13 protein-coding genes are annotated in these 16,066 nt (G+C 70.6%); 10 read left to right on the top strand and 3 right to left on the bottom strand.

The genetic code is table 11. The features are described from left to right. Window positions 1-3 precede the first annotated feature (3 nt). From ABEA24_RS08095 to ABEA24_RS08085, 3 genes are read right to left on the bottom strand one after another with little or no spacing between them, the layout of a single operon-like run. Window positions 4-498 carry a VOC family protein gene (locus ABEA24_RS08095; RefSeq protein WP_345430041.1) on the bottom strand — a complete coding sequence of 165 codons (495 nt, stop codon included), beginning with the start codon at window positions 496-498 and terminating at the stop codon, window positions 4-6. Beyond that, on the bottom strand, window positions 495-1,151 hold the full coding sequence (locus ABEA24_RS08090) for a hypothetical protein (RefSeq protein ID WP_345430040.1): 657 nt from the start codon (window positions 1,149-1,151) through the stop codon (window positions 495-497). Before ABEA24_RS08090 ends, ABEA24_RS08095 begins: the two co-directional genes overlap by 4 nt. After that, entirely contained in the window at window positions 1,148-2,467 is a 1,320-nt protein-coding gene (locus ABEA24_RS08085; protein WP_345430039.1) for an APC family permease, read from the bottom strand. The genes ABEA24_RS08090 and ABEA24_RS08085 overlap by 4 nt, the downstream gene beginning before the upstream one ends. Before the next feature lie 1,201 nt (window positions 2,468-3,668). Between ABEA24_RS08085 and ABEA24_RS08080 the strand changes: the two genes are divergently transcribed. The 10 genes from ABEA24_RS08080 to ABEA24_RS08035 all read left to right on the top strand — a co-directional run bounded on the left by ABEA24_RS08080 (window position 3,669) and on the right by ABEA24_RS08035 (window position 16,057). Beyond that, window positions 3,669-4,469 carry a streptomycin biosynthesis protein gene (locus ABEA24_RS08080; protein WP_486303920.1) on the top strand — a complete coding sequence of 267 codons (801 nt, stop codon included), beginning with the start codon at window positions 3,669-3,671 and terminating at the stop codon, window positions 4,467-4,469. 95 nt (window positions 4,470-4,564) lie between these two features. Further along, window positions 4,565-7,075 carry an aminopeptidase N gene (gene pepN, locus ABEA24_RS08075; protein WP_345430037.1) on the top strand — a complete coding sequence of 837 codons (2,511 nt, stop codon included), beginning with the start codon at window positions 4,565-4,567 and terminating at the stop codon, window positions 7,073-7,075. Between the two features lie 30 nt (window positions 7,076-7,105). After that, window positions 7,106-8,119 carry an FAD-dependent oxidoreductase gene (locus ABEA24_RS08070; protein WP_345430036.1) on the top strand — a complete coding sequence of 338 codons (1,014 nt, stop codon included), beginning with the start codon at window positions 7,106-7,108 and terminating at the stop codon, window positions 8,117-8,119. Between the two features lie 305 nt (window positions 8,120-8,424). Continuing rightward, window positions 8,425-9,390, top strand: coding sequence for a 3-oxoacyl-ACP synthase III family protein (locus ABEA24_RS08065; protein ID WP_345430035.1), 966 nt, complete (start codon window positions 8,425-8,427; stop codon window positions 9,388-9,390). A 17-nt stretch (window positions 9,391-9,407) separates the two neighbouring features. Then, entirely contained in the window at window positions 9,408-11,231 is a 1,824-nt protein-coding gene (locus tag ABEA24_RS08060; RefSeq protein ID WP_345430034.1) for an HAD-IIIC family phosphatase, read from the top strand. 1 nt (window position 11,232) lies between these two features. Continuing rightward, window positions 11,233-11,493, top strand: coding sequence for an acyl carrier protein (locus ABEA24_RS08055; protein ID WP_345430033.1), 261 nt, complete (start codon window positions 11,233-11,235; stop codon window positions 11,491-11,493). A gap of 38 nt (window positions 11,494-11,531) precedes the next feature. Next, window positions 11,532-12,818, top strand: coding sequence for a lysine N(6)-hydroxylase/L-ornithine N(5)-oxygenase family protein (locus tag ABEA24_RS08050; RefSeq protein WP_345430032.1), 1,287 nt, complete (start codon window positions 11,532-11,534; stop codon window positions 12,816-12,818). A gap of 9 nt (window positions 12,819-12,827) precedes the next feature. Beyond that, window positions 12,828-13,193 (top strand): cupin domain-containing protein, encoded by a 366-nt coding sequence (locus ABEA24_RS08045; RefSeq protein WP_345430031.1) that lies wholly within the window; start codon window positions 12,828-12,830, stop codon window positions 13,191-13,193. Then, window positions 13,190-14,788, top strand: a complete 1,599-nt coding sequence (locus ABEA24_RS08040) for a class I tRNA ligase family protein (RefSeq protein WP_345430030.1) — start codon at window positions 13,190-13,192, stop codon at window positions 14,786-14,788. The genes ABEA24_RS08045 and ABEA24_RS08040 overlap by 4 nt, the downstream gene beginning before the upstream one ends. Window positions 14,789-14,812: 24 nt before the next feature. After that, window positions 14,813-16,057: an ATP-grasp domain-containing protein gene (locus tag ABEA24_RS08035; protein WP_345430029.1), complete on the top strand. Its 1,245-nt coding sequence runs from the start codon at window positions 14,813-14,815 to the stop codon at window positions 16,055-16,057. The last annotated feature ends 9 nt before the right edge of the window (window positions 16,058-16,066 follow it).

Genomic DNA, 16,066 nt, shown 5'->3' with positions numbered 1-16,066 from the left:
TCGTCATCCCCGTGGCGCCCCGAAGCCGTCGTCCTCCGGGCGTACGCCGGTGGTTCCCTCAGGGCCTGGATCCGGCGTGTCCCCGGGCGGGCGTCCCCGGTACCGGACGAGTTCGATCAGCAGTGCGGCCGGGCGGCGCGAGTACATGAACGCGACCTCCATGCCCTCCTTGGCGCCGGCGCACGGCCGCGCGTCGACCGGGACGAACCCGTGCCCGCGCAGTCGGCGGAGCTCGGCGTCGATGTCGTCCACGACGAGGGCCAGGTGGTACAGCCCGGGTCCGCTGCGCTCGAGATGGCCGGTCACCGAGGAGTCCTCGGTGACCGGGGAGACGATCTCCACGGCGGGCTGGCCCGGGTACTGCCAGAACTCGCAGGCGACGCCGTACGCGTCGGCGATGCCCGCGTCGGTCTTGGACATGCCCAGCGCGGCCATGAAGACCCCGACTCCGGCGGGGTCGTCGCTCGCGAGTCCAATGTGGTCGATGCCGAGGATCATCCGGACTCCGATCTCGTGAAGCGCAGGTAGCAGTAGTCGTCCAGCAGCTTGGCCAGCGGGCGGCCCGGTCGGCCGAGCCGGCCGGCCAGTTCCTCTTCGTCCACGCCCGCCTCGGCGAGCAGCGCGGTGGCCCACGCGCGGCCGAGACGCTGGTGCGCGGCGTACGCCGCGGCGTCGCGGGCCCCGTGAAGGTGGTCGGCGATCGCCTCGTCCCAGGGCATGAGCGCCTTCGGGCGCAGCACGTGGAGCAGTTTGGACGCCGCGGTCGGCCCGAGCGAACGCCGCCGTACGGGGCTGCCGACGTTCGCCGTGACCAGGTCCGCGTAGCACTCGCCGAGCTCGGCGATCGCCTCGTCGGTGAGCGCGGACAGAGCGGTGTCCTCGTCCGGCAGCGCGTGCCGCCGGCGGTCCCACCACGCGCCGACGCTGAGGTCGAACAGGTCCGGCTCGCCGGGACGCGGGTACCTGATCCGGCAGCCCCAGGCGTTCAACCAGGTCAGCAGGGCACGCCGGTGCGCGGGCACGGTCAGGTCCGGCCGCGGCGCGGTCGCCTGCGCGAACACCGCGGACGCGCGGTCCACCCCGGTGAAACCGGCGAAGGTGGTCGCGGCGGTACGGAGGCTCTCCAGATCGGGCCTGAGGTCGGTCGTCACGGGCTGCTGCTCTCCGGTGCTTCGAGGGCGGGCACGGGCGGTGGCGCGACCTCGTGGCGACGCCGGCCCACCCGCAGGTACAGCAGTGCGGCGCCGGTCACAAGCAGCGGCCAGACGAGGTAGATCCCGGCCATGACGAGCAGCGCGACGACGCCGACGAGCGACACCAGAGCCGCGACGTGCGCCTTGCCGCCGCGGGGGAGCAGCCGGATCGCCGCCGCGACGCCCACGGCGTACACGGTCGTGAACTGGCCCGTGGCGAGCAGCACGAGCGGCCGGGTGCCCACGCCGGTTCCGATGACGATGAACAGCGCGAGGAAGTACAGGGCCGCAACGACGACGAGGCTGCGCCGTGGGACCTCACCCGCCATGCTGCCCCGTGACAGGCCGCGAGGGAAGGCGCCGTCCCGGCTCAGTGCGGAGCCGAGCTTCGCGGCGGCGGCGCAGTAGACGTTCATGGTGGCGAGCGTGACGAGGGTCGCCACGATCGCGGCGAGCACGCGGGCGTTCCCGCCGAGTCCTCGCGCCATCAGCTCGCCCAGCGGCGCCTCGCTCCTCCCCGCGGACGCGCCGAGCACGGAGATGATCGCGAAGGCCAGGGAGACGTACAGCGCGCCCACCGTCACGACGGCCACCGCGGTCGCCCGGGGCAGGTCGCGATGCGGACGGCGGAACTCCGCGGCCAGGTGCGTGATGGCCTCCCAGCCGGCGAAGCTCCACACCAGCAGCGCCGCCGCCGGGCCGATGGCCGTCCACCCATGAGGTGCGAACGGAGTCAGGTTGTGGAGCCTGGCGTGGGGGAGGGACAGCGCGATCGAGACGAGCAGGAGGCCGACCAGCAGCCCGGCGAACGCGAACTGCAGCCGCCCGGTCAGCTGCACGCCCACGGCGTTGGCCACGGTGACCACGACCGTCATCGTCACCGCCGTGATGACCGTGGTCGTCGTCCCGCCGCCGAGGGCGGCGGAGACGTACGCGCCGCCGAACAGGGCGGCGGCCGACATGCCCGGCGGCACGGCGAAGAAGAAACACCAGCCCACGACCGCCGCGGCACGTTCTCCGAACGCCAGGCGCGCGTACGTCGAGACGCCCCCGGCATCGGGATGGCGGGCGCCGAGGGCGGCGAAGACCGCGGCGAGCGGCGCGGACAGGACGACGAGGGCGAGCCACGCCAGCAGCGACGCCGGTCCGGCGACTCTGGCGGCGAGAGCGGGGAGGGCGATGACACCCGTGCCGAGCACCGCGCCCACGTACATCGCGGTCCCTTGAGCCAGGGTCAGCCGCCCTGCGGGATTCTCTGGAATTGTGTCCGCCACGATCGCCTAGCCTTCCATATCCGCACCCCGCCATCCAGGGAGAAATGAGCCGTCCCATTTCGCCGTGCGTCACGGAGCGCTGACATATTGTTCCGCCGGATGCCGCGCGCAGGGTGTCCGGTCTGAACGATTTTGAATTCCCATCGGCTCATGAAATTTCAGTTGACAGGCGGCTCACCAGCCTGTTCGGCGAGAGTGACGCGTGGACACCGGGTCATGGATCTGACTCGTCCGGTCCACCGGGAGGCACGGCCCTGTCCGAGATGGCTCGGTCCGGGTGTCGTTCGGGGATCCGTACGCCTGGCCGCCGGCCCGCGTCGGTGTCGCGCGGCGCCGATGCTCCGTGTCCGCCCGCGCGTGGCGTCAGACCCCGCCCAGGGTGCGTCGGTTCGGAGGCTGTGCGTGTCGCGAGCCGCCGGGCCGGCGTCGGCGCGGCCGGGTGCTCGCGGGAGTTGCGCACAACACCTATTCCGGAAAGTGCGAACGTACTTGAACTAACTTGCGTCACATCTGACTATGAACTTCACTCCAGTCACGACCTTAACCACGTGCCCGGTGTGGGATCGGTCTCACCGGTCACTCCGGTTGAGTCCGTGCGCACTAGTGACATCTGACTCACTGATCAGAGCGACAACATGCCTGCTCATCGGCCCCAGGTCTGGTTTTCGGCTGTCCGATCAGATTGCTTCGGGTCGCGTAAAAAGGCAACTTTCTATCTCCGAAAAGGCCAAGAATCGCTTCTCCAAGAGGCGGCATCGCCCGTCGGCGACGGCGCTCCGTAAGCGATCACCGTCGGTCGGTAAGCGTTCGAATAATTGCGCATCAGCGAAGGCTATGGCAGCCTACTTTCGAGCTACAAAGGCCGTAGATTCATTTCGCCTGCCGTGGCTACCTTCCGGATCTTTCTGCATTGTTTCATGGTACGGAGGCGGGGTCGTTGATCGAAGTAAATGAACGGGGATGGGCGCACGATGGAGGCAATGAATCCATTGCGCACCCATGCGATGACCTCCTATCTGACGCGCCGGAAACCGGCCCGATCACCGTCGTTCCGGTGGATTCTCTGCTGCCGGCCGACTCGCCTCGCCTGGCCGGGGAGGACGCGGCGCACACGCAGGTCCTGGCCGGCCTCGAATCAAGACTCCCCCCTATTCTCGTCCATCGCGAAACCATGCGGGTCATCGACGGAATGCACCGCCTCATGGCCGCGAAGATGTGCGGATCGAAGACCATCGAAGTGCGATTTTTCGACGGCACCGAGACCATGGCGTTCCTGCTGGCGGTCAAATCGAACATCACCCACGGCCTACCGCTCTCGCTGGCCGACCGGGAGGCCGCGGCCGCTCGGATCGTCTCCTCCCAGCCGGAGTGGTCCGATCGGGCGATCGGCGCCGCGACCGGACTCTCCGCCAAGACCGTGGGCGCGATCCGTCAGCGTGCAACTGCGGATTCCCCGCAGTTGCACGCCCGGATCGGCAGGGACGGGCGCGTCCGCCCCCTCGACGCCAGCCAGGGACGGCTGCGGGCCAGCGAGATCATCCGGGACCGGCCCGACGCGGCACTCCGGGAGATCGCGCGGGAGGCGGGCATCTCCGTAGGGACGGCTCGTGACGTGCGCGAACGCATAAAGGACGGCCGGGATCCGCTCCCGCTCAGGCAGCGCGCGACGGAGCGGAGTGCCGCCGGCCCCATCGCCCCCGCCGCTGCGCGGCCGGCCATTCGGCCACCGCTGCTGCGCCGCGCCCGGCGGAGCATCGAGGTCATCGACTGGGGCTCGACGCGGGAGAAGTTGAGGGCCGATCCCGCGTTGAAGTACGCCGAGTCCGGTCGGCAATTCCTGCGCTGGTTCGACGCGCACGTCGTCGGCCTCGACGACTGGAAATTGGTCGTCGACGCCGTCCCTCCGCACTGGGCGAATGACATCGTCGTGCTGGCTCGTTACTGTTCTGACCGATGGCTGGATATCGCTCGACAGGTCGAGCAGAATTGCAGCACTTTGTAGGGCGTTCATTAGGCGCTGACCAGGTCAGGCATCCGGCACCCGCATTTACGTGGAGTGTCGGATGCCTTGACTCTAACGTCATGGAGGATAAACGCATGCGCAGTCTTACTCGAATCGAGGCCGCTGGACGAAGTGCGTTGCTGAGCGTTCGCTCGTACCACGTCGACCTTGATCTGACGACCGGCCCGAGCACCTTCCGCTCCACGACGACGATCGCGTTCGACGCCACCGATCCGGATGAGACTACATTTCTCGATGTCAAGCCGGAGACACTGCATTCGGCGTACCTGAACGGCAGGCCATTGGACGTCGGCGCGCTCAGCGACGGACGGCTGCCGCTGACCGGTCTCGCGGAGCGGAACGAGATCGTCGTGACCGCGGACATGAGGTACTCCAACGAGTGCGAGGGCATGCACCGCTACGTCGACCCCGCCGACGGCCAGGTGTACCTCTACACGTTCGTGTACGTCGACAACGCGCCCCGCGTGTTCGCCTGCTTCGACCAGCCGGATCTCAAGGCGCCGTACACCTTCACCGTGACGGCTCCGGACGACTGGAAGGTGCTGGGCACCAGCGCGTCGGTCAAGACCGGCCCGGGCCGCTGGGAGCTGGCCGAGACGCCGCCACAGGCGACGTATCTCACCGCGCTGGCCGCCGGGCCGTACGCCTCCTTCCATACCGAGCACGGCGGCACCACCCTGGGCCTGCACTGCCGGGCGTCGCTGAGGGACTCCCTCGCCCCCGACGTCGACGAGGTGTTCGAGATCACCGGGCAGTGCCTGGACGCGTGCGGGCGGCTGTTCGGCGTGGACTATCCGTTCGGGAAGTTCGACCAGCTGTTCGCTCCGGAGTTCAGCGTGCTGTCGCTCGACCATCCGGGTCTCGTCCTGCTCAGGGAGCTGTACCTGTTCAGTTCCGCGGCAGCCGTGAGCGAGCGTGAGACCCGCGCCGTCGTCCTCGCACACGGGATATCGCTCATGTGGATGGCCGGCCTGGTGACGAACAGATGGTGGGACGACCTGTGGCTCGGCCAGGCGTTCGCCGACTACCTGGCGCACCGGGTGCCCAGTGAGGCCACCCGGTTCCCCGGCCCGCCGACGACGTTCGCGGTGCGCCGCAAGGCGCAGGCGTACGTCGCCGACCAGCGCCCGTCGACGCATCCGATCAGTCTCGAGGGGCCGGACGTGCAGACCGTGCTGCTGGAGATGGACCGCATCTCCTACTTCAAGGGCCACTCGGCGCTGCGCCAGCTCGCCGCGCGGGTCGGCGACGAGGCGCTGCGCACGGGCCTGCGGATCTACTTCGAGCGGCACGCGTACGGCAGCGCGACGTTCAGCGACTTCATGGCCGCGCTGAGCACGGCCGTGGGCACCGACCTCAGCGGCTGGGCGGACAAGTGGCTGAAGTCGGCGAACGTGAACACGCTGTGGCCGGAGATCACCGTCGCGGACGGCCGTATCCGCACGGCGGCGATCTGTCAGTCCGCGCCCGACACTCACCCGATCCTGCGGCCTCACACGTTCGACATCGGCCTGTACGGCCCGGGCGCGGCACGGTCGACGCTGCGCGTCCAGGTCGACGGGCAACGCCGCCCGCTGCCGGAGCTCGTCGGCCGGCCGGCGCCGTCGCTGCTGCTGCTCAACGACGGCGACCTGACGTACGCGAAGATCAGGTTCGACGCCGCGTCGCTGGCCGCCCTGCCGGACCTGCTGCCGACGCTCGCCCCGATCAACCGGGCGATGGTGTGGTGCGCGCTGCTGCTCGGGGTCCAGGACGGCGTCTTCCCGCCCGCGGACCATCTCGCGCTGGTCTGCCGGATGATCGCGGTGGAGACCGAGCCGTCCATCCTGGCCGAGGTTCTCGAACAGGCCCGCGACGACGTCGCCGACCGTTTCCTCCTGCCCGAAGAGCGCCCGGCCGCACTCGCCCGCATCGCCGAAAGCCTGCGGGAACGCCTCGCGCGGACGGGCGCGGGCGACGAACGCCAGATCACGCTGTTCCGCGCGCTGATCGGCTCGACCGCGGACGCCGGGGAGCTGCGGGGCTGGCTCGCGGGCACCGGGCTGCCGGCCGGGCTCACGCTCGACGCCGACCTGGCCTGGCGGATCCGCTACCGGCTCACGATCCTGGGCGCGCTGACGGAGGCGGAGATCTCCGCCGCGTACGACGCCGACCCCACGAGCGAGAGCGAGCGGTTCGCCACGAAGTGCCGTGCCGCGCGCCCCGACCCGGCGGCGAAGGAGTCGGCCTGGAACGCGATCATCAACGACACCAGCCTGTCCAGCTACACGCTGTGGGCCCTCGCCGAGGGGTTCTGGCAGCCGGAGCAGGACGAGCTCACGGCGCCGTACGTCGAGCGGTTCTTCGCGACGATGCCGGAGGCGGCCGGGCGGCGCGGCGACCTGGTGCTGGACGTCCTGCTCCGTTTCCTCTACCCCCGGTACGCCGCGACGATCGAGACCCTGGAGCTGGCCGGCGCGATGCTCGCGCGCGACGACGTTCCGGTGCCCCTGCATCTCCGGGTGACCGACTTCACCGACGACCTGCGGCGCGTGGCCGAGGCGAGGGACCGGCAGGTCCGCCGGACGACCGCGATGTCGCGGTGAGCCGGGCTCCGGCGTCGGCGAGGAGGAGCCATGCGGATAGCGATCATCGGCGGCGGCATCGCGGGCGCCCTGCTCGCGCTGCGGCTGCGGCAGGCGTCCCGGCGGGTCGAGCCGGTGGTGTACACGGGTTCGGCCGCTGACGCCTCCGGCGCTTCCGGCGGTCTGACCCGTGCGTTCGAGAGCGATCCGGAGGCGTGCCGGACCGCGGCCGAGGGCCTCGCCGAGCTCCGGGCGAGCGCCACGCTCCGCGACTGGGCCGGATTCCGGGAGACCGGGTCGCTGTACCTCCTGCCCGCCGACGCCGACCCGGCCGGCCCGCTCGCGGTGGTCGACGAGCTGCTGCCCGGGTCGGCCGCGGTCCTCGACCGGGAAGGTCTCCGGCGGGCGTACCCGTTCCGCGACCTCCCGGCCGGCACGCTCGGCGTCGCCGAGCGTCACGCCGGTCACATTCATCCGGACCGGCTGCGCGCCGCCGCGCTCCGCGATCCCGGGATCTCGGTACGGCGGACCCCGGTCCTGGCGGTCACGCCGAAGGCGGAGGTACGGCTGCCCGGTGGCGCGACGGCCGGCCATGACGCCGTGGTCGTGGCGGCCGGTGCGTGGACGTCCCGCCTGCTGGCCCGCAGCGGCCTGCCCGCCGACGGCCTGCGCACCAAGCAGATCCAGTACACCGTGTGCGCCGCGGACATCCGCGGCCTCGGCGCCTTCGTCGACGAGTCCACCGGCTTCTACGGCCGCCCCGCCGAACCCGGCACGTTCCTGCTGGGCCTGCCCGCGGACCGATGGGACGTCGATCCGGACGCGGTGACGCCCGACGCGGAGCTGGCACACCGGACGGTCGCGCACGCGCGTGACACGTTCGGGACGCCCGTGGAGCCGATCCGCACCGTCGCGTCGTTCGACTGCTACCACGATCCGGCCGGGCTGCGGCTGCGCCCGGTCGCGGCCGGCGCGCCGGTCTTCACCTTCACCGGGGGCAGCGGCGGCGCCGCCAAGACGATCCTGGCGACCAGCCGGACCGCGGCAGCGGCCCTGCTGGCCTAGGACGGAGCACTACGCCGGCAGGCCGCGACGCGGCCTGCCGATGTGGCGTGCGTGCCGTTCTCGCTCGCAAGAAGTATTCGGCATAACGCCGGCCGCATTCGATCACCTGCCAAGGGTGCCGCTCGCGTGCCTTTCCGTGGGTTGATGATTATCCGACTCCGTTCAATATCCGCTGCTATTGCCGCTGTATGCCTCCACGGGACAGAATTTCGGCGTATCGGGCAAAAGAAGGAGTGGTGATGGCGAGTCCATCGGTAGATTTCGGAATTGTTGGATTCGGATATGCCTTCGGCGAAGACCAGGACGTGGAAAAGACCGCCGGCTCCTATGTGAGCGACCCGGAACGGGTTCTTCAGTGGGGTTATCGCACCTTCCACCGGGCCGCGGACGGCGTCACCGCCACCGACCTGGCGGCCGAGGCCGCCCAGGACGCGCTCAACCGTACGGAGCTGAGCGTCGACGACATCGACCTCGTGGTGCTCGTGACCTCGGAAATGCCGGAATACCCGCACTGGGACTCGTCGGCGGCGCTCGCCAGAGAGCTGAAGATCCGCCAGACGCAGACGCTCCTGCTCAATGAGGGATGCGCGTCAGGCGTCACGGGCCTGGGCATCGTAGCCGGAGTCCTCGCCGTTCAACCAGAGATCGAGACCGTTCTCTTCACTGCGGTCAACCGGGTCAGCGAATACCACCGGAACCGCATGAAGGTGAACAACGCCGTGCACAGCGACGGCGCGGTCGCCGCGGTCATCCGCCGGGGCCACCCCCGCAACCGGTGGCTGTCGACCGACCAGTTCACCGACCCCGACCTGTGCGACTGGTTCCGTACGGACTACGGCGGGGCCGTCGCGCCGGTGGCACCGGAAGGATGGTCCAGCCTGACGGCCCCGGCCGGGCACGAGCGGGTCCAGGCGCACTTCCAGAAGGACCCGCGCCGGCTGCGGGAGTTCGCCGAGCGTGCCATCGCGCGCTCCGTCGAGGTCATCGAGGGGGCGTGCCGCCGGGCGGGCGTGAGCCGCGACGACGTCGACCACGTGATCTACATCAACGACAGCCCGGACTCCATCGAGGACATCGCCCGTCCGTTCGGCGTCCCGCTGGAACGGACCAACGCCGCGATCTCCGTCACCCACGGGCACATGGGCGCCGCCGACCAGCTCGTGTCCCTCGGCCAGCTGACCGAGCAGGGCGCCGTCGCATCCGGGGACCTGGTCGCGCTGACCGGGATCTCCATCGGCATGCGCTGGTACTGCACGCTCGTCCGGGTCTGACGGCGGTGACGAACCCGATGAGTGACAACACGCTGGACGAACTGCGGACCGCCGTCGCCGAGCGCCGGCTGCCGGCACCGGCCGTACGCCGGGCGCTGGCCGGGTCCGCCGAAGCCGCCCTGATGCGGAAGGCCGGCCGGCTGCTGGCCGGTCTGGAGGCCGAGAACGCACCGGCCGTGAGCGTGGCGGTGCACGCGACGTTCACCGCGGGCTCCTTCGAGCCGCTGCTGCGCGCCGCGCTCGTCGGCGCCGGGCTCGCGCCCGCGATCGAGCACGGGGAGTACGGCACCTTCGACCTGACCCTGGCCACGGCCGCCCTCACCGCCGACGTCGTCACGCTGCTGCTGGACGCGGCGTACTTCCTGCCCCGTGACTGGAGCGCCGACCTCGAGACGCTGGAGAAGCACGTCGAGGCGCGCCTGGCGGAGTTCCGCGGCCTGCTCGCGGGGGCGCGGGAACGCACGTCCGCGCTCCTGGTATTGCACACCGTCCCGCTGACGTCCGAGGTGCGCGACGCCTTCATCAGCGTGCGGGCGCGGGCCGGCGTGGCACGCCTGTGGTGCGAGCTCAACGCGTCCCTGCTCCGCCTCGTCGAGGAGGACCCCCAGGTCGTGACCGTGGACCTGGTCGGTGCGCTGGCCGAGGCGCCGGTGCCCGTACGGGACGCGCGGCTGCACCGGTACGGGGACATGCCCTACACCGACGGCGCGCTGCTCGTCCTGGCCGGGCAGGTACGCCGGGTCGTGCAGGCGAAGCGAGGGCTGTCGCGCAAGGTGCTCGCCCTCGATCTCGACAACACCCTGTGGGGTGGCGTCGTCGGCGAGGTGGGCGCGCAGGGCGTCCAGCTCGGCGGCCTGTATCCGGGCAACTGCTACCTGGAGCTGCAGCGCACCGCGCGGCGGCTGCGCGACCAGGGCGTCATCCTGGTGCTGGCCAGTAAGAACGACCCGCAGGTGGTCGAGGAGGCGCTCACCGGGCATCCGGAGGTGCTGCTGCGGCCGGACGCCTTCTCGGTGAGCGCGGTGAACTGGTCGGCGAAGGCCGGCAACCTGCGTGACGCCGCGCGGTCGCTGGGCCTGTCCACCGACGCGTTCGTTTTCATGGACGACTCGGACTTCGAGCGCGGTCACGTCGCCGGGGAACTGCCCGAGGTCGCGCTCGTCCCGGCGAACGGCGATCCCGCGTACCTCGTGGGCGCGCTCCTTCGCGACGGCTGGTTCGACGTCATGGCGCTCACCGAGACCGACCGCCGGCGCCCGGAGCTGTACCGGACCCGCGCGTTGCGCAGCGACTTCGCCACCGGATTCGGGTCCTCCGAGGAGTACCTCGCGGAGCTGGGCATCGGGGTGGAGATCGCGCCGGCGACCGGCTTCACCGTGGCCCGCCTGGCGCAGCTCGCCGCGCGGACCAACCAGTTCAACCTGACCGGGATCCGCTTCGACGAGGCCGAGACCGCCGCGATGAGCGCCGACCCGGGGCACCTGGTCGCCTCGATCGCGGTGGCGGACCGCTTCGGAGACGACGGGATCGTCGGAGCCGTCTGGGTGGATCGCCGGGCCGGCGCCTGGAAGGTGCTGAACCTGGTCCTGAGCTGCCGCGTCCTGGGCCGCGGCGTCGAACTCGCGATCGCCGGATGGCTCCTGCGGACGGCGCGGGACGGCGGCGCCGGAACGGTCGAGGGCCGGTTCACGCGCTCGCCGAAGAACGGCGTGGCCGCCGACTTCTGGACGCGGGCCGGATTCACCCAGGCCGGCGACGGCGAGGTGTTCGCCTTCGACCTGAGCGACGCGTTCCCCGACCTGCCGGAATGGATCACCTTGCGCGAGCGGAGTGACGATTGACATGAGCGCCTCATCCTCGGTCGAGCCGACCGTGCTGGACATTCTCAGCGACGTACTGCGCGAGACGCCCGACGGCCTTTACGCCGAACCGGTCCTCGCGGCGCACGGGTGGGACAGCATCGCCTCCCTCGAAGCCCTCGCGCAGCTGGAGGACCGGCTCCAGATCACGCTGGACCTGCGGTCCTTCCACGCCGCGCACACGGTCCCCGACATGGTCGCCCTCGTCACGGACGCCGTGGCCGGCAAGGCACGGATCCCATGACCGAGAGACCCCGCATCCCGGAATCCTTGGAGGACAGAGTGGAGCGTCAAGAAGTCGAGCTACTCGCGATCGGCGCCGGTCCGGCGAATCTCGCGCTGGCCGTGGCGCTGGAGGAGATGGCGCCCGAGGAGATCGCCCGCGACACGCTGATCGTCGAACAGCACGACAGCGTCGAATGGCAGCGGGGAATGCTGCTCCCCTGGACCCAGAGTCAGGTGTCGTTCCTGAAGGACCTGGTGACACTGCGCAACCCGCGGAGCCGGTTCTCGTTCGTCAACTACCTGCACTCGGTGGGCCGCCTCGACGCCTTCATCAACCTCGGCAGCTTCACGCCGTACCGGCTGGAGATCTCCGGCTACCTGCGCTGGGTCGCCGAGTCGCTGCGCGCCGTGCGGATCCAGCACGGGCGACGCTGCGTCTCGATCAAGCCCTGCCATTCGAGCACCGGGCAGGTGGGCGAGTGGCTGGTCGAACTGTCCGACGGCGGGCAGATCGTCTGCCGGAACCTGGTCATCGGCGCGGGGCGGGATGCGCACATCCCCGCGGAGTTCTCCGGGCTGCCGCGCACGCGGGTGATCCACAGCACCGAGTTCTCGATGCGCGTCGCCGAGCTGGACACGGACGCGCCGCTGCGGGTCGCGGTGATCGGCGGCGCGCAGAGCGCCGCAGAGATGCTGTGGGCGACCTACCAGGGCTTCCCCCGCGCGCGGTGCACGATGGTCATGCGGTCGATCGGCCTCAACGCGTACGAGACCAGCAAGTTCACCAACGAGCTGTTCTACCCGTCGTTCATCGACGAGTTCCACGCGGCGCTGCCCGAGGCCCGCGAGCAGCTCCTGCGCGAGATGCACCGCACGAACTACGCCGGCCTCGCGCCGGGCATGCTCGAGTCCCTGTACCGGGCGATCTACCAGGACCGGCTCACGGGCACCGAGCGGCTCCGCATGGTCACGATGGCGGAGGTCACCGACGCCCGCATGGACGGCGGCGACGTCGTGCTGACCCTCGCCGACCGCAAGAGCCACCACGTCGAGGAACTCCGCTGCGACGTCGTGATGCTCGGCACCGGCTTCGTCCGCGGAATGCCGCGGATGGTGCGCGACCTGGCGGCGACGGCCGGCGTCGGCGAAGCGCGCGTGAACCGCAACTACCGGATGGACCTGCCGCCCTCGTTCACCGCGGGCTGCTACCTGCAGGGAGTCAACGAGGCCACCCACGGTATCGCGGACTCCCTGCTCAGCGTGCTGGCCGCCCGCTCCCAGGAGATCGTCACCGAGCTCCTCGCCAGCCGCCACGACCCCGAACTCGTCCTCAACGTCCAGTAAGGAGCGATCGTGGAGATTCGCAAGCTCGACCGGGACAACCTCAAGCAGGACAACGGGCTGATCGCGCAGCGCCTGATGCCCTGGCCGGTCCTCAACGCGCCCTTCGAGGGGTCGTGGTGCGTCGTCAAGCCCGGCGCGTCCTCCGGCGCCCACGGGCACCACGAGTACGAGATCTGGGTCGCGATGACCGGCGCCGCCGAGATCATCAGCGAGGGGAAGAGAGTGCCGTTCGTCGCCGGCGACATCGTGCACTTCCCGCCGGAGCAGCGCCACCAGGTCGTCAACGACGGCGACGCCGACTTCGAGATGTACGCCGTCTGGTGGGACGCCGAGATGGCCGAGCGGTTCAGCGCCCGCCACGGCGGTCCGGCGTGACCGCCGGCGGGCGTCCGGCGATCGTCGTCGCCGCGACGCCGACCTCCAACGGCGACCTGCACGTCGGTCACATGGCCGGACCGTACCTCGCCGGCGACGTCTACAGCCGCTACCTGGCGGCCACAGGCCGCCCGGTGATCTACACGACCTGCACCGACGACAGCCAGAGCTATGTGATCACGACGGCGCACCGGAAGGGCGTCCCGCCCGAGCGCCTGTGCGCGACATCGACGGAGGCGATCGAGCGGACCCTCACCGCGATGGGCATCTCGATGGCCGGGCTGCCGCCGATCGACGACCGCTACCGCGAGACCGTGCGGGAGTTCTTCACGGCCCTGCACCAGGCGGGACGACTCCGGCTCCGCACCGTGCGCCTGCCGTACGCGAACGGCGCCTTCCTCTACGACGGGCTGCTGACCGGCACCTGCCCGGTCTGCCTGGGCGGGAGCAGCGGCGGCGTCTGCGAGGGATGCGGGCACCCGAACAACTTCGACGAGCTGCTCGACCCCCGCTCGACGCTGGATCCCGACGCGCCGGTGACGTTCCGCGAGCAGACCATCCTGGTGCTGCCCATGGAGGAGTACCGGGACCGCCTCACCGGTTACTTCGCCGCGCGGGAGGGGCGCTGGCGGCCGCACGGCATGCAGCTCATCCGCGAGCTCCTGGACCGGCCGCTGCCGGACATCCCGGTGACGTTCCCCGGCACCTGGGGCGTCGCGGCGCCGTTCCCCGAGACCCCCGGGCAGATCCTCTACCCGTGGGTCGAGGCCATGCCGGCCGTGATGTACAGCACGTGGTGGTCGGCGGCACAGCGCGGCGAGCGCGCCGAGACGGCCGACGAGCACTGGCGCGCCGAGCACGGCGCGGAGCTCGTCTACTTCCATGGCTTCGACAACGTCTACCACTGGGGGCTGCTGGACCTGGTCCTGCTGATGGCCCACGGCGACCGCTACGTCCTGCCGGAGGTGAACGTCTGCAACGAGTTCTACGAGCTCGAGGGCCAGAAGTTCTCCACCAGCCGTGACCATCTCATCTGGACCGCGGACCTGCTCGCCGAGGTGCCGCGCGACCTCGTGCGGTTCCACCTCGCGCTGACCGCGCCGGAGTACCAGCGCACCGACTTCAGCGTGGCCGCGCTGCGCGAGGTGACCACGCGGCGGCTGGTCGAGCCGTGGAACGCCCTCGCCGACGCGCTGTGGCTCGTGTCGGCGGGCGCCGGCGACGCGCCGCTGCCCACGTCGGAGACGGGGCGGCGCCGGGCGGAGCTCCTCATCGAGCGCGTTCGGCTCGGGTACGAGCTGCCCAGCCTCACGAGGGTGGCGGACACGATCGCCGGCCGGCTGGACGGGCTGGCGGAGGAGGCGGCGGCGGCCACGGACGGCGATCCGGCCGCGCTCGGCGACCTGTTCCTGCAGGTGCGCGCGCTTCTCGCCTGCGCCGCGCCCATCCTCATCGACGTCGCCGCCGAGGCCGCGGACGCCGGCGTGGACCTCGGCCTCACCGCCGCACAGCCGGCCGAGATCGACGCGTTCACGCTCCCGCGCCTGCGGACCGCGGACGTCGGCGAGACGACCGGCGTACGGGCCGGCGCCTGATCCCCGTTCAAAGGCAGGTAAGCCATGAAGCTGCTCACCATCGAGACGCGCCAGTATCTGAACTACTACCACTCCCGCTACAAGCAGGTGCAGGACCTCGGCGTCGACCTGTACGTCCTGAACGGCGAGGGCACCGAGGACTTCTGGCCCGCCGACCACTACCGGCTCGTCGGCAACAAGAAGATCGACGACATCGTCGCCACGGCCCGCGAGTGGCACGCGGTCGAGAGGTTCGACGGTGTGATCACGTTCTCCGAGTCCGCGGTCATCACGGTCGCGGCGGTCGCCGAGGCCCTCGGGCTGCCCGGCATCGGGGTCGACGCCGCGGTCCGCAGCCGCAACAAGTACCTGATGCGGCAGGCGTACGAGAAGGCCGGCGTGCCGATCCCGTCGTACCGGCTGGTCCCCGACCTGTCCGACGCGCTCCAGGCCGCCGAGGACTTCGGGTACCCGGTGATCCTCAAGCCGACGCTGGGCGCGGGCAGCCACTTCGTCTTCCGGATCGACACGCCGGAGGAGATGGCCGAGCGGTTCGCCCAGGCGTCCGACGGCATCAAGCAGCTGTTCTGGGTGAACTCCGAGGCCGACGGCGTCGACCTGGGCCCGAACGGCCTGCTCGTCGAGTCGTTCCTCGACGGCAAGGAGTACCTGATGGAGGCCGTCGCCTGGGACGACGAGGTCTATCTCGGCTCGGTCGTGGACCGGATCACCGCCGAGGGCGGGACGTTCGACGACGACGTCCACCACGCGCCCACCTCGCTCGGCCCGGAGGACGTCGCCAAGGTGCAGCGCGCGGTCAAGGCCGCCGCGCACGCCCAGGGGCTGCGGCGCAGCGTGATGCACGCGGAGGTCCGCTACCACGAGGGAGAGCCGTACCTCCTGGAGATCGCCGCCCGGGTCGGAGGCGGTGGCCTCGACATGATCGCCCGGCTGACCGCCGACCACGACCCGATCGCCGCGGTCGCCGACATCGGGCTGGGACGACGTCCCAGGGTCCGGCACTTCCAGCCGACCGGGGTGCACGTCACGGCGATGTGCCTCATCTGCGCCGAGGGCGTCGTTGAGCACGTCGAGGTGCCGCCCGAGGTGAGCGAGTCCGACAAGGTGTTCCTGCTCAAGATCACCGCACGCCCGGGGGACGTGATCAAGAGGCCGCCGAACGGCAACACGATCCTCGGCTTCCTCGGCACGACCGGTAGGTCCGAGGCCGAGGCCTTCCGGACCATGAACGAGTTCGCCGACCAGATCAAGGTCACGTTCGCGAAGTAGCGGGGGAGC

Source organism: Actinoallomurus vinaceus (assembly GCF_039542055.1).
In the GTDB taxonomy this organism is placed as follows: domain Bacteria; phylum Actinomycetota; class Actinomycetes; order Streptosporangiales; family Streptosporangiaceae; genus Actinoallomurus; species Actinoallomurus vinaceus.
Note: the sequence above shows the minus strand (reverse complement) of the source record. Positions and strands in the feature narration are given on the sequence as shown.

Coding starts and splice junctions, on each gene's coding strand:
- ABEA24_RS08070 (WP_345430036.1), top strand. CDS start 7,106: ATGCGGATAGCGATCATCGGCGGCGGCATCGCGGGCGCCCTGCTCGCG.
- ABEA24_RS08055 (WP_345430033.1), top strand. CDS start 11,233: ATGAGCGCCTCATCCTCGGTCGAGCCGACCGTGCTGGACATTCTCAGC.
- ABEA24_RS08035 (WP_345430029.1), top strand. CDS start 14,813: ATGAAGCTGCTCACCATCGAGACGCGCCAGTATCTGAACTACTACCAC.
- ABEA24_RS08080 (WP_486303920.1), top strand. CDS start 3,669: ATGGCCGCGAAGATGTGCGGATCGAAGACCATCGAAGTGCGATTTTTC.
- pepN (WP_345430037.1), top strand. CDS start 4,565: ATGCGCAGTCTTACTCGAATCGAGGCCGCTGGACGAAGTGCGTTGCTG.
- ABEA24_RS08060 (WP_345430034.1), top strand. CDS start 9,408: ATGAGTGACAACACGCTGGACGAACTGCGGACCGCCGTCGCCGAGCGC.
- ABEA24_RS08095 (WP_345430041.1), bottom strand. CDS start 498: ATGATCCTCGGCATCGACCACATTGGACTCGCGAGCGACGACCCCGCC.